This is a genomic window from Thermoproteota archaeon (assembly GCA_003352285.1).
GTDB lineage: Archaea > Thermoproteota > Nitrososphaeria > Nitrososphaerales > Nitrosopumilaceae > PXYB01.
The window spans coordinates 42,814-56,114 of record QQVN01000002.1 but is presented as its reverse complement, the minus strand read 5'-3'; the positions used below and the strand labels follow the sequence as shown (position 1 = coordinate 56,114).

Sequence of the window (13,301 nt, the reverse complement as noted above, 5' to 3'; positions counted from 1 at the left end):
AAAAGCTAACCTATCTCATCAAAATTTTTCAAACTTTTCCAAAGATACCATGTGGCAATCGTTCTGTAAGGTCTCCACTTTTCAGCAATTTTTTTCATCTTATTCTCAGATGGCAGTTCTTTTAGATTATGCAATCTCTTAATTCCTTTTTTTAAACCCAAATCTCCAACAGGCAAGACATCTAATCTACCCAATGAAAATATTAGAAACATCTCTGCAGTCCATCTTCCTATGCCTCTGACCCGTATCAATTCTTCAATAACTTGCTCATCTGACAAATTTCGCATCTTGTTTAATTGCAATTCTTTAGAAGAGATTTTCTTTGAAAGATCTTTAATGTAAGAAACTTTCATCTGTGATAAACCAGTCTTTTTTAATTTTGAGTCTGAAGTCTTTAGAACATCAATCGGTTTAGGAAACCTAGAAGAATAAAGCAATCTGAATCTCTCAGATATTGATTTTGCTGCAGATCCAGATAATTGCTGAGTAATTATCGCCTCAACAAGTGATTCATACCGGTTTCTGGCGGTTCTAATCTTACAGGCTCCTACATTAAAGATAATTTTAGCTAATTTTGGATCCTTTTTTAGATGTCTTATTGCAGCTTCAAGAGCCATTACACCTTTAGAACTTTCAAAATATCATCAAAACCCTTTCGATCTTTTTTGTGCTTGTAATCTCTTAATGCATCTATGATCTTTTCTCTTGGCGGTATTTTGTATAGACGACCAACCTTCTTTGAGATTCCAGAGCCAATAAAAATAGCCTGAGTCGCAGAAGTTACGTTTGAAACCTTTCGTTTTGTACTAGAACTCTCAAAATCAATCAATGTAATTTTTTTACCAACTATGACGTGTTTAGAAATACTACTCAGTTCTCCATGATCAATGTTGGATGAATCCAGCTTGTAGCATTCTTCCAAAATGCTTCTTATTGTTTGCTTAATCTTTCCTGCTCCTCCTCTTCCACTCACTGATGCAACCCAATCACTAACCTTTTCTCCATTAAGATACTCCATCAAAATGAAATTTTTACTGCTGGCTATGAATTTTGGTCCAACTTTGGCCTTGTTTGCAGATTTTAGTAATCTAGCTTCATTTCTCATTCCATCTCTTTGAGAATCTATCCGTCTAATTTTTAGAGCAACAAGATTATTCCTTTTTTTTGCCAAGACAACAACACCTACGTATCCTTTTCCTAAAATTCGTAAATTTCCAATTTGTGTCTGACCTTGAAAAGATACTTTTGTAATTCCTAGTTTTTTTAATTCTGAAATTCTTGATGTGATTTGTCTCTTGGAAGCTTTTGGATATCCAAGTATAGATGAATACGGTTCTTTTTGGAATATGCTAATTGGAAGAAAAGAGGATTTCATCAGTTGATGCCATCTCGGCAATTGCCTCTTTAATTGATTTGCTAGTGTGCATGTTTCCTGTAAGAATCTTGAATTTTTTAATATCTTTTTTTATTCCTGCAGGAACTCCAGAATTACTAAGATTCTTTGATAGTAGATAAGTCAGAAATTTCTTTGCTTCATTATGTTTTCTATTATCTAGAGAACAAACTCTTCTGTTGCTTGCAACCCATAACAATTTGCTAGTCTTTTTATTTTTTTTAATAAAACTTGTTGCATCACTTTCATTGAAATATTCTGGTCCTTCTCTTACAAATAATTCTGGAATTATCACCGAATCAAGTAAGAAAATTAATGAGGCATCATTAGCCTCATCTGTAATTGCAGCATTTCTTATCACTTTGAATCCTGCAAGTTTTAGTTGCATGTTTAGAGCACTTGATGCACGCTTAATCTGTCCCCAAATTATATCCGGACTTCTAGCTTTGAATTGAAATCTAACAATAACAATATTTTTGAGAATCTCACTCTTTACTCGTCTTTTTCTTGATCTAAAGAAATGCATTGATGGTTTTTTAAGAAATTCCCTACTTGCGAGAACAAATTTTCCTATGTTTTCTTCTGATATGGCAGCAGCTAAATTTCTATTTCCGTCAATAGGATCCAAAATAGAAATTACAGTATCAAACTCTTTTGTAGCTTTTCCAATAATTTGCCCTACACTGATTTTAGCAAATTCTTTTAGAACATTTTCAAAACTTCCAAAATTCCAAATGAGAACTTCAGCTACATATCCACTAAATCCCTGTCTTGCAATTTCAGCACCATAGATTCCGTTATTCATCAAAAATTTCTTTAGCAATCTTACATCGTTTTTCATTTCACCTGAAAGTGATTCAAGCATAAACTGTGTATGAAAATGGGTTCTATCAGCAGCTGATTTCCATTCTCCTTTCTCTACATTGTAACACGGAACTACATTTACTTTAGTTGTCTTTATTTTTGCTTCAACATATGGATGGTCTGAATATTTTACATACGGATGAAATTTTTTTAGTGCTTGAAATCCTACCTTTTTCGATATTTCTATGAATTTTTTTTCTGTAGTTTCTTTTTTGAATTTTATAAAAATATCAATATCACCTCCCTGTTCTGCAGATATCCAAGTGCCTTTGGCATAAGATCCGCCAAACTCAACGTCAAGAATTTCAGAATGTTTTTTTATTTGAGAGATTACAAGCTTAAACGCAAGTTTTGCAACTGAGTTTTTTTCATTTTCAAGTTTTTTTGTAGGAATTACACTCTTGCGTGCTGTTGTTAAAATCTGATTCATGGTCTTGCTGACACCACTTGTAAATCAGAATAAATTGGACCAGACGGAGTTAACTCACTTTTTTTTAATTTAAAATTTTGTACATTTTGAATTCCAAAACGTACATTCTTGTATCTTTTCAATTCTTCTGTTATATCATTTGGCCTGTTTTTAATTCTAAAGATTGTAACATGAGGGGTAAATGGTTTATCACTAGAAAATCCTAAAGGTGATAGTGAACTCTCAACCTTTTTGGCCAATTCTATGAGATTCTTCCCAGAATCTTCATCAACTCCAATCCACACTACTCTGGGGAATTTTGCTTTAGGAAATGCTCCCATATTTGTAAATGTCACATCAAAGGACTCAAAACTAATTCTTTCTAAAGCATCCTTTACTTGATTTAATTTATTTTCATCAATTTCTCCCAAAAACTGTAATGTAAAATGAATATTTTTAATTTCAACAGGTTTTGCATTGATGTTAAATTCTGACTGTATTTTCTTTATTGAATCAATTATCTCTTTACTAATTATTTCTATGGCAACAAAACTTCTCATCATGAATTTTTTAATATATTGTTTATAATAATTTCCGGTAGCTTCATAGACTAGACGAATTTACTTTTCTTAATTGGTCAAACTAATCGTATGCCTAACTGGAATGCCCGGAGCTGGAAAATCTACTATTGCAAATGGTTTGAATGAAAAAGGATTTGAGATAATCAATATGGGTGATGCAGTACGTCAAGAAGCCAAGAAAAAAAATCTTGAACCGACAGGACAAAACTTGGGAAAACTCATGCTTGAACTACGAGAAAAAAATGGTCAAGGAGCAATTGCAAAATTAATTGAACCACAAATTATGAAATCCAATTCTGATGTTATAGTTGTTGATGGAATCAGATCAAATGCTGAAATCGAGGTATTGAAAAAAATTTGTAAGCTAAAAATTCTTTCCATACATGCTTCAACAGATACACGTTATGATTTTCTGACAAAGCGAGGAAGAAGTGATGATCCTGATAATAGAGGCAAGTTTGATGAAAGAGATTCAAGAGAGCTTGGAGTAGGCATTAGTACTTCCATTGCACTTGCTGATGAGACAATTTCAAACAACAATTTATCAATAGAACAACTAATTGATCGTGCATACAACACTATCAAAAGCTGGTTGAATAAATGAAGACGCCTACATTTAGATGCAAGATAGAAGCTTACTGCCCAATATACTCATCTGAGGATCCAGATAAAGTGATTTTATCTGTTACCAACGTATTACCAAATTCTAAAATTAAATCCACTAAAAAAGAAATCAAGGCAACCTCGATCAATCTTGATACCATCGAAAAAATTTCAGATACATTTCACTCAAGGAAAAGTCTAAGCAGTTTTAGACGACAATTAATAAAAAATCTAGATTATGATTCAACCTGGTTTTATCTCAATAAACAGGCTGCATTCGTAAATACGGTAGCACTATGTGAGACTGCAGAGGAATCTCCTTTGGGTCCAATCAAGGTGTATCTGTATTCCGAGAGCATTCAGGAGATAATCGATTGGTTAGTCTCTTAACTCAATAAAATTAAAGCCGAATAGATCAAAATTTTCAGTCTTGATGTAAAATGACGATTTCCATATAGTTTAGAGAAAATGAAAGTACAGATAGCAATCGTTTGTTCTATTCTTGTTGTAGGAGGCTTTCTGTTTATGCCCGGTGCTATTGATGTAATTCCTGGAGGCCAAAACCTTGTTGATTACATTGAAAATAACGTAGGTGAAGTTCCAAAACAAACAGTTGAAAAAATCGGTGGGACAGTTGACTCTTCAATTAATACAGTCAACAATAAGATTACTGACATAAAAGACTCCTCTGAAGAATTTCTCTCAAAACAAAATATTCCAAATATTATTCCAACCAAATTAGAAGACGAAGAATTAGAAGAAATCGAATTCCATGGAAAACTAGAAGACAAACCTGAATTTCCACCTGCAGTGTCACGACACGCAAATGGTGCAGGCTCACCATCGGCATCCACAACTAATGCACCAACTGTTGTAACAACCCCACAAACTCAAACTATTTCTTATGAAACATTATCCCTAATTACAGAAAAACAGGCAGATGATACTGTCAAGCTGAAATACAAAGACACATCAGGAAAAACTCTGAGCGTTACTGTAACAATGAGAAATGAACAAAAAATATTATTCACTGGACAATTCTTCTCATCAAGCTTTGAAGCTACTGTGCTAGACGCTGCAAACACACCACATTTTATTGACATGATAGTTGATCATGCTGATCATGGAAAGATCTCCGCATCAGCTTTTAATCCCGCAGGAAATACAGATTCATCCATTAATGGCGTTTTTAGTTCTGGATAGACTGAATATACGTCAGAAGCTTTGGCAAAATATTTGATGAAGTATCTCTTATGGATAAATCCATCTGAGATGACATTATTGTTTCCTCTGGATTAATTTCTATTAACATCGCATCATTCTGTTTTGCATAAATTGGCAAAGTATTTGCTGGAGAAACCACTAACGAGGTTCCGGCAATTATCATAATATCACATTTACTTGACTCAATCATTGCCTCTCTCCAAACTTTTTGTGGTAATGGTTCACCAAACCATACTACATCTGGCCTTAAAATTTTCCCACATCGGCACTTTGGAGGAACCTCTTCAAATTTTGTAATAATATCATCTTCAAAGTCACAAGATGTACATTTTATTCTAATAATGCTTCCATGAAGCTCTAGTACTTTGGAACTTCCTGCTTTTTGATGGAGACCATCAATATTTTGAGTCATGACGACTACATCTTTGAATTTTTCAATTTCTGCCATTGCAAAATGACCTGGATTAGGTTTTGCAGAAAGAATATTTCCACGCCTATCTTCGTACCATTCCCATACCAGCTTTGGATTCTCATAAAATGCCTCTATTGTAGCCAGTTGCATTGGATCGTATTTTCTCCACAATCCATCTTTACCCCTAAATGTAGGAATACCACTTTCTTGTGAAATCCCTGCACCTGTAACAAAAATTATCTTTTTTGTTTCTTTTAACTTGTCTTTAATAATATCAAACATGTTATTTTATCTCAATCTCTAAAAGATCTTTAGCAGCTATAACAGAGCTGTGAATTTTTCTGGCTTCTTCTGCTAGTAGTGTCTCATCACTATATCTTGCCGAGAAATGTGTTAAAATTAGATTTTTTACATTAGCATTTTTTGCTAATAATGCAGCTTCAGATGCTGTAGAATGAAAAGTTTCATTTGCTTTTTGTTGTAAGCTTGAATCAAATGTTGAGTCAAAGGTTAGATAATCACAATTTTTAAAAAATTCTTCTAATTGCTTTGTAGGTCTTGTGTCCCCAGATATGCCAATCTTTTTACCTGATCTTTTTTCTCCCAAGACGTCTGATGGTTTGAATGTTTTTCCATTAATGCTAATGCTTTCTCCAGATTGTAACTTATGCCAGAGCTCTCCTTCTGGTATACCAAGTCCTAATGCCTTTTCAGGAAAAAATCTTCCCGGCTTATCTTTTTCTTGAAAAACAAATGAAAATGCAGGTGTAGAATGCAACGCATTTGATGCTGAAACATGGTATCCTCTCTCTTCCACAACTATTCCTTCATCTACTACTGTAACCATAATGGGAAACGACAAACCAAAATTCAGAATCTTAATGTTTGCTGATAAAAACTCATCAATTCCTTTTGGGCCAAAAATTTCTATCTTTTCTGTTCTATGCTGCAATGTCATTGTTTGGATCAGACCCAAAATTCCTAAGCAGTGGTCTCCATGAAGATGAGTTACAAAAATCTTCATTGGTTTATTCCATCCTAAACCTGACTTTAAGAACGAAACTTGGCTTCCTTCTCCAGCATCAAACATCAATATCTCTCCATCTCTCTCTAGACAAATTGATGATAACCCCCTCCTTTCCGTAGGTTGCGCTGCAGATGTTCCCAAGAAAACTAATTTCATTTTACCAAAATTACCCTTGTCAAACTTTTATGCCTATAGATTTCATATCGCTTTGCAAAATTCCATTTTAGATTCTTTTCAGTTCCTTTCTTACACATTATAGCAACCTTCTTTCTTTTCGGAATCTTACTAACTAGTTTTTCAAGCAACTTCTCTGGACCTTCAGATGTTTTTGATGCTCTCCCATAAGGAATATCAGTTACAATTCCATCAAATGAATCTACAATTTTATCCATATAGCTAAAATCCTCATTATAAATTTCTGATTTGAATCCATTAGCTTTAACATTTTCTCTTGAAACGTCACACATCTTTTTATCAAAATCAATACCGATAGAGTTTATCTTCATACTACTTGCCTCTAAAAGCGTGGTCCCTGTTCCACAAAATGGATCACAAATGGTTTCATCTTCTTTTATTCCCGACAGATTAATCATAGCTCTACACAACTTCCAATCAAGTTCATGGGGATGACCCTTAACTTTTTTTGGTCTTTCATCCTTGACAAATTTCGGAGAAAAACCAAAGAATGCTTGATCTTCTGTAAAGATCAAATAAACAACTACATCAGGATTATTTAGTGATACTTTTGACTGGGAAAATTTTGAAATCATACTTCCCATAGCTCTTTCTAATTCCGTCGTATCAGATGAATCTGATGAAAGATTTATCACACGACATGAAAACGTTGATGAATTTTGTAACAATAGATAACTATCTTCATCTAAAAATAAATTTGATAACTTTCTGAGTAATAGACCTGCAATTTTTACAAAGGTTGCGCGTCTAGCTATTGTTTGCCATGGAATAGTTGATTGAATAATTACAATATTAGAAAAAACCTGAGTCTTTGCAAATCTGTCATAGGATCTTACAATTGAGATTACTTCATCTGTAGCTAATTCCAAATTATCTTTAGAGACTATGAAAAAACTCTCTGGCATTATACCATTGCCTTTGCAATAGTATTTGAAATATCTACTATCGATGTGTTGCCTGGAATTGTGTTTGTACTAATTATCTGTGTGACACCAGCTTTCTTGATACGTGCCTCAGCGTCATTTATCAACAAAGCATGAGTACATGCAACGTAAATTTTTCCGCATTTTTGCTTTTTTAAGAATTCTGCAGCCTTGATAATACTACCTCCTGTACTAATCATATCGTCTACAAGAATCAAATCTCTTCCTACTACATGATTTAACTTTGAATTGATAATTTGCACCTTTCCAGTTTTTCTATCTCGCTTCTTTGATAGAGCAATATGCTCAACTTTGAGATTCTCTGCAAATTTCTTTGCTCTGTCTTTTCCACCTTGATCAGGCGACACCACGAGAACATCCTTCAGCTTTAGCTTTTTAAAATACATTGCAAGATCGGCAATTGCCGATACATTTTGTTTTTTGATTTTGAAATGCTTTAGACCAATTAGACTGTGAATATCTACTACAATCAAGTTAGTAACTCCGACTGCCTTGAATAATTTTGCTAGCACTCTCATAGTGATTATTTCTCCAGGAAGAAATTCTCTATCCTGTCTTGCATAGCCCATGTATGGAATTATCAAGGTGATTTTTTTTGAAAATTGCTGTGAATGTGAGATCAATGATAACACTTGAATCAGATTGGTATCAACTGGAGGATAGGTTGATTGTACTACAATAACATGCTCAGCTTTTGGAATTTTCTTTAATGTGATCTTGCTTTCCCCATCTGGAAATAATTTTAATTCTGTTTTAACAAATTGCGCATGTATCTTTTTTGCAATTTTCTTTGCAAGAACTTCTGATGAGTTTCCCGCTATTACGGCAATTTTTGTCAATATATCATCGATGAAACAGGCATTCTTAAATTTTGAGAGAAATCATTCCTCAGATCCACCCTTTCCAATATCGCCAAGACCATAATCATCAAGAACTTTACGTCGTTCACTATCTAGTCTTCCTATCTCTTCTGCCTCACGTTTCTCATCGCCTTGATAGACAGTTCTAATTGGCCATGGAATTCTAATGTCATATTTCTTGAACTCTTCATACATGATCATCCTCATTGTTGTTTTAGTTTTGAATTGAGCACCATAATCTCTTACATATACCCAGACTGTAAAATCAAGTGCTGAATCATTAAATTCATTAAATCTTACAATTGGCTGATTAAGATCAACATGTAGAGCTTTATCACAGCCACAACTTGGCTTGTTAATGTCAATGTATGGACATCTTTTCTGTAATACAAGATGCTTTCCTTTCTCATCTACCGTTTCATTCATTGTACGTTTTCCAACTTTGACTAAAATTGATGCTACTTGCTTTGGATCATTTAGATAAGAAACTCCAACATTGACCATCGCAGGAACCATCTTCAAATCTTTTGAATAGTTTAGAATCTGCGCATTAACCAGCTGTCTTGTTGGAATAATTGCAATTGATTCATTTAATGCATGTCTGACAAATGTCACTCTGGAAGTAATCTTGTGTATATACCCACCAAAACCTGATTCTAACTGAACCCTGTCTCCTTCTACTACGATTCTGTCTTTTCTAATTAGTATGTAGGCAAACCAATTTTGCATTGTTTCTTGGAGAGCAAGACCCAACCCAATAGAGAATCCACCAGTTGCTGTAGCTAAAACCCAAAGGTCAACACCCCACCAGCTGATTACACCTAAGACTATTGCAGCAAAAATTCCTAATGGTAGGATCTGAGAAACAGACTTTGGTAAATCTTTTCTCTTTTGTTCTGCATAGCCTGGAGGTTTTGCACCGGCAATAATTGGATCATAATCATTAACTCTTTTTTCTTCCCGCCATATGTCAATTTGATAAATCTCTTCAATTTTCTTTCCCGGTAATAGTTTCTTCCCAGCTTCGTTATCTCCTGAAACACACTGTTGATAATATTTCTGGTATTTTGCACGCTCTGATCTCTTCCATTCTTCAAACGGATCTTTAACTAACTGTTCATAACTACCAATTGATGCACCTTTTGAAGTGTGAAATGACTCAAGGTATTTTATTCCAGCTTCAGTTTTTAGATTTTCTTGAAACTCTTCGTCAGTAAGATCTTCCGGTGTATGTTTTGGAGGTATCCATCTGAACATTTTGTGAAAAAGATCTCCTTCATCATCTTCAAATCCTTTCTTTTCTCTCCAGTTTTCATAATCTTCATACTCTAGTTTAGAAGCCTCATGTTTCTTCAAAATTATCGGAATTAAATGAGCTACTGCATATCCAATTACTAGAATATTCATTGTGTTGAGAATTTTTGCAAAAGTTTCACTTGCAGAAAGATGATCATCATCAATACCTGCAGATTCATCAAATAACTCAAAAGTCTGGATATAAGCATTAGTGGAAGAGACAAGCGCTATGGCAAAAAACGGCAACACAGCAACTCGAACAAATCTTGCAATGTGCGGCCTAGTATAGTGAAATTTTTGACTTCTAGTCCATTGAGAAAATTTCCTGTAAATTGTTACAATTCCTATAATGCCGACTATCAGAACTGTAAATGCAATCTGTAATGATTCAGATGAGGCTAAAAGCCCAGAAATAGTCTCAAACTCTGAAATTTGACTTGTTACTGCTTCCACTACTTCGCCTTCTGCCATCTATAATCTCTTTTTACTGCCATTTTTAAAACATAACCAAAAAATTCATGCCCAAACAACTAATTCTGTTTTTAAATTTTTAGGTCCCAAATGTCTAACCTTTAACAAGGGTATTGAATTATACCATCCTATGCAAAGTTCAGAGTCTGTCTGGAGTGTAGAGGAATCACCAAATATCAAATCATATACTTTAGCAAACTTTCGTACGCTTCCTCAAATTCAAGAATTTTCCGAAGAAAAACAATTTGAGATGGAAGTGGTTGGAAATGTACTTCCTTTTAAAACCAATAATTATGTTGTAGAGCAACTCATTGATTGGAATAACGTTCCAAAAGATTCCATGTTCGTCTTAACTTTTCCTCAAAAAGGAATGTTGATTCCTAAACACTACGAAAAGATGGCAACTACTCTAAAAAATTCTTCAGATAAAAAAGAGATTCAAAAAGTAGCTAACGATATAAGATTAGAGCTTAATCCACACCCCGCAGGTCAAATGGAGCTTAATGTACCAACACTAAAAGATGGAACCAAGCTTTATGGAATGCAACACAAGTACAAAGAGACTTGTTTGTTCTTCCCAAGTCAAAGCCAGACATGTCATGCATACTGTAGTTTCTGTTTCCGTTGGCCACAATTTGTTGGTATGGATGAGCTAAAATTTGCAATGCAAGAGAGTAACTCACTTGTTCAATATGTAAGAGAACATCCTGAAATTTCAGATGTTTTGTTTACTGGTGGTGATCCAATGATCATGAAGGCAAAAGTGTTTTCAACTTACATTAATTCTCTTCTTGATGCCGATATACCAAACCTCAAAACAATTAGAATTGGCACTAAATCTTTAGCATACTGGCCTTACAAATTCCTTACAGACGATGATGCAGAAGAAACACTTGCAATGCTTCAAAGAGTTTCTGATAAGGGATTACATCTTGCATTTATGGCACATTTCAATCACTCTGCAGAGCTCAAGACAGGGGCTGTAAAAGAAGCAATTAAGAGAATTCGAAAAACCGGAGCACAGATTAGAACCCAATCACCAATTCTACGTCACATTAATGATGATCCACAAGTCTGGGCAGACATGTGGAGAACCCAAGTCCAATTGGGATGTATACCATACTACATGTTTGTAGTTCGTGATACCGGAGCACAGCACTACTTTGGAATTCCATTAGTTAAAGCACATGAAATTTTCCGTAAAGCATACAGACAAGTAAGTGGTCTTGCAAGAACAGTTAGAGGCCCTAGCATGTCTGCTACTCCTGGCAAAATCCATGTACTTGGTGCATCAGAAATTAACGGCGAAAAAGTTATCGTATTAAGAATTTTGCAAGGAAGAAATCCTGAATGGGTTCATATTCCATTTTTTGCAAAATATGATGAAAATGCAATATGGATTGATGATCTAAAGCCATTCTCTGGAGAAAAATTCTTCTTTGAAGATGAAATGCAGAAAATCCTTCATGGTAGAAAGGAACAAGACCTTCCAGAATCCTAAGATTTGTCTTTACAATAGCTCAAACAAACTTAACGACAAATGGTAAATTACGAGAATTCAACCATAAATCAGATGGATGTTAACGGGGTTTTCAAAACCATAGAGGAAGAAAACATTTCATTTCTTGATTTCTGGTTTGTAGATATCTTTGGCGAATTACATAGAATGGGAATGCCAAGCTATGCGGTATCAGAAGAAAACTTTGAAAATGGATTAGAAAAACTAGACGCAAGCTCCATTGTTGGTTTTAAGGCTGTCAATAAATCAGACATGATACTAAAACCTGATCCATCAACATTTAGAATTCTGCCTCCTGATTATGATAATGGTCACAGAAAAAATGCAAGAATCATTTGTGATCTGTATGAAGGAAATACAACTGAATCATCTAGATACAACAGGGATTCACGCGGAATTACTCATAAAGCAAGTGCAAAACTTGCCGAAGCTGGACTAACCCATACCAACTGGGGTCCTGAAGTAGAATTCTTTGTATTTGATACAATCAATGTTTATCCTTCACCATATGCAGCAACTCATTCTTATGGTGGATCAGGCTATTCCATTGAATCAAAAGAATCCCCTTGGGCCAAAGGAAATATCAGTACTGCAATTGATATCAAAGAAGGATATTACCCATCACAACCAAAAGATACGCTTGAAACATTTCGAAAAGACATCTGTGATGATCTTTACAAGTACTTTGGAATAAAAATTGAGGCTGAACACCATGAAGTGGCAACATCAGGTCAATGTGAGATTAATCTAGTATACGATGAAATGACAGCAATGGCAGATAATATAATTTCAGTAAAAAATGTTGTAAAGGTAAAAGCTAAACGACGAAATAAAGTTGCTACTTTTATGCCAAAACCAATTTACGGAGACAATGCATCTGCAATGCATACCCATCAAAGCCTTTGGAATGGAAAGACAAACGCAATGTATGATCCTGACGATGATATTGCACAGCTAAGTCAAATTGGCAGATATTATGTAGGAGGCATATTAGAGCACGCACAAGCATTATGCGCAATATCTAATCCAACTACAAATTCTTACAAACGACTGGTTCCTGGATTTGAAGCACCAGTTAACATGTGTTGGGGAATGGGAAATAGATCAGCCGCAATTAGAGTTCCAATGTATTATAGGAATCAAGAGAAGAGCAAAAGAATAGAGTACCGTGTTCCTGATCCAACTGCCAACATCTATCTTTTAGAGGCTGCATTATTACTAGCAGGACTTGATGGAATAAAGAAAAAAATTGATCCTGGTAGTCCAGTAGAAGAAAATGTCTATCGTCTATCTGCTGAAAAAAAGCGTGAATACAAAATCGGATCTTTACCTGTGTCTCTAAAGGGAGCACTTGATGCATTAAAAAGCGATATGGGATTTCTTGAAGATGTATTTACAAAAGATTTTCTTGATAAATACATGGACCTAAAATACAAAGAATATGTTGCCTTTGCACAAACCCCAACTGCATGGGAAGTTTCAATGTATGCTGATTCTTAATTG

Annotated in this window: 14 protein-coding genes; 5 read left to right on the top strand and 9 right to left on the bottom strand. The window is 34.7% G+C overall.

Going from position 1 to position 13,301, the window contains the following annotated elements:
• Nucleotides 1-5: 5 nt before the first annotated feature.
• From DWQ18_00355 to thpR, 4 genes are read right to left on the bottom strand one after another with little or no spacing between them, the layout of a single operon-like run.
• Nucleotides 6-617, bottom strand: coding sequence for a DNA-3-methyladenine glycosylase 2 family protein (locus DWQ18_00355; protein RDJ34437.1), 612 nt, complete (start codon nucleotides 615-617; stop codon nucleotides 6-8).
• Nucleotides 617-1,375 carry a serine/threonine protein kinase gene (locus tag DWQ18_00350; protein RDJ34436.1) on the bottom strand — a complete coding sequence of 253 codons (759 nt, stop codon included), beginning with the start codon at nucleotides 1,373-1,375 and terminating at the stop codon, nucleotides 617-619. Before DWQ18_00350 ends, DWQ18_00355 begins: the two co-directional genes overlap by 1 nt.
• On the bottom strand, nucleotides 1,350-2,687 hold the full coding sequence (gene cca, locus DWQ18_00345) for a CCA tRNA nucleotidyltransferase (GenBank protein ID RDJ34435.1): 1,338 nt from the start codon (nucleotides 2,685-2,687) through the stop codon (nucleotides 1,350-1,352). The genes DWQ18_00350 and cca overlap by 26 nt, the downstream gene beginning before the upstream one ends.
• Nucleotides 2,684-3,226 (bottom strand): RNA 2',3'-cyclic phosphodiesterase, encoded by a 543-nt coding sequence (gene thpR, locus DWQ18_00340; GenBank protein RDJ34434.1) that lies wholly within the window; start codon nucleotides 3,224-3,226, stop codon nucleotides 2,684-2,686. The genes cca and thpR overlap by 4 nt, the downstream gene beginning before the upstream one ends.
• A gap of 103 nt (nucleotides 3,227-3,329) precedes the next feature.
• Here thpR and DWQ18_00335 point away from each other — a divergent pair, with 103 nt between their 5' ends.
• The 3 genes from DWQ18_00335 (at nucleotide 3,330) to DWQ18_00325 (ending at nucleotide 5,053) form a co-directional block, all read left to right on the top strand.
• The gene (locus DWQ18_00335; GenBank protein RDJ34433.1) at nucleotides 3,330-3,851 is read left to right on the top strand and encodes a dephospho-CoA kinase; all 522 of its coding nucleotides are present in this window, start codon (nucleotides 3,330-3,332) and stop codon (nucleotides 3,849-3,851) included.
• On the top strand, nucleotides 3,848-4,240 hold the full coding sequence (locus DWQ18_00330; GenBank protein ID RDJ34432.1) for a hypothetical protein: 393 nt from the start codon (nucleotides 3,848-3,850) through the stop codon (nucleotides 4,238-4,240). The genes DWQ18_00335 and DWQ18_00330 overlap by 4 nt, the downstream gene beginning before the upstream one ends.
• Before the next feature lie 78 nt (nucleotides 4,241-4,318).
• On the top strand, nucleotides 4,319-5,053 hold the full coding sequence (locus DWQ18_00325) for a hypothetical protein (protein RDJ34431.1): 735 nt from the start codon (nucleotides 4,319-4,321) through the stop codon (nucleotides 5,051-5,053).
• On the opposite strand, the gene DWQ18_00320 is transcribed toward DWQ18_00325, so the two are convergent.
• Genes DWQ18_00320 through DWQ18_00300 form a run of 5 tightly spaced genes read right to left on the bottom strand, consistent with a single transcriptional unit; the run spans nucleotide 5,040 to nucleotide 10,279 of the window.
• Entirely contained in the window at nucleotides 5,040-5,768 is a 729-nt protein-coding gene (locus DWQ18_00320) for an NAD-dependent deacylase (protein RDJ34430.1), read from the bottom strand. The genes DWQ18_00325 and DWQ18_00320 overlap by 14 nt on opposite strands.
• Before the next feature lies 1 nt (nucleotide 5,769).
• Complete coding sequence (gene rnz, locus DWQ18_00315) at nucleotides 5,770-6,669, bottom strand: ribonuclease Z (protein RDJ34429.1); 900 nt, start codon at nucleotides 6,667-6,669, stop codon at nucleotides 5,770-5,772.
• Complete coding sequence (locus DWQ18_00310; protein ID RDJ34428.1) at nucleotides 6,666-7,613, bottom strand: methyltransferase domain-containing protein; 948 nt, start codon at nucleotides 7,611-7,613, stop codon at nucleotides 6,666-6,668. The genes rnz and DWQ18_00310 overlap by 4 nt, the downstream gene beginning before the upstream one ends.
• Complete coding sequence (locus tag DWQ18_00305; GenBank protein RDJ34427.1) at nucleotides 7,613-8,491, bottom strand: ribose-phosphate pyrophosphokinase; 879 nt, start codon at nucleotides 8,489-8,491, stop codon at nucleotides 7,613-7,615. Before DWQ18_00305 ends, DWQ18_00310 begins: the two co-directional genes overlap by 1 nt.
• A 42-nt stretch (nucleotides 8,492-8,533) precedes the next feature.
• Entirely contained in the window at nucleotides 8,534-10,279 is a 1,746-nt protein-coding gene (locus tag DWQ18_00300; GenBank protein RDJ34426.1) for a mechanosensitive ion channel family protein, read from the bottom strand.
• 130 nt (nucleotides 10,280-10,409) lie between these two features.
• On the opposite strand from DWQ18_00300, the gene DWQ18_00295 reads away from it, so the two are divergent.
• Nucleotides 10,410-11,780 (top strand): lysine 2,3-aminomutase, encoded by a 1,371-nt coding sequence (locus DWQ18_00295; GenBank protein ID RDJ34425.1) that lies wholly within the window; start codon nucleotides 10,410-10,412, stop codon nucleotides 11,778-11,780.
• A 72-nt stretch (nucleotides 11,781-11,852) separates the two neighbouring features.
• Nucleotides 11,853-13,298 carry a type I glutamate--ammonia ligase gene (gene glnA / locus DWQ18_00290; protein ID RDJ34424.1) on the top strand — a complete coding sequence of 482 codons (1,446 nt, stop codon included), beginning with the start codon at nucleotides 11,853-11,855 and terminating at the stop codon, nucleotides 13,296-13,298.
• Nucleotides 13,299-13,301: the final 3 nt, after the last annotated feature.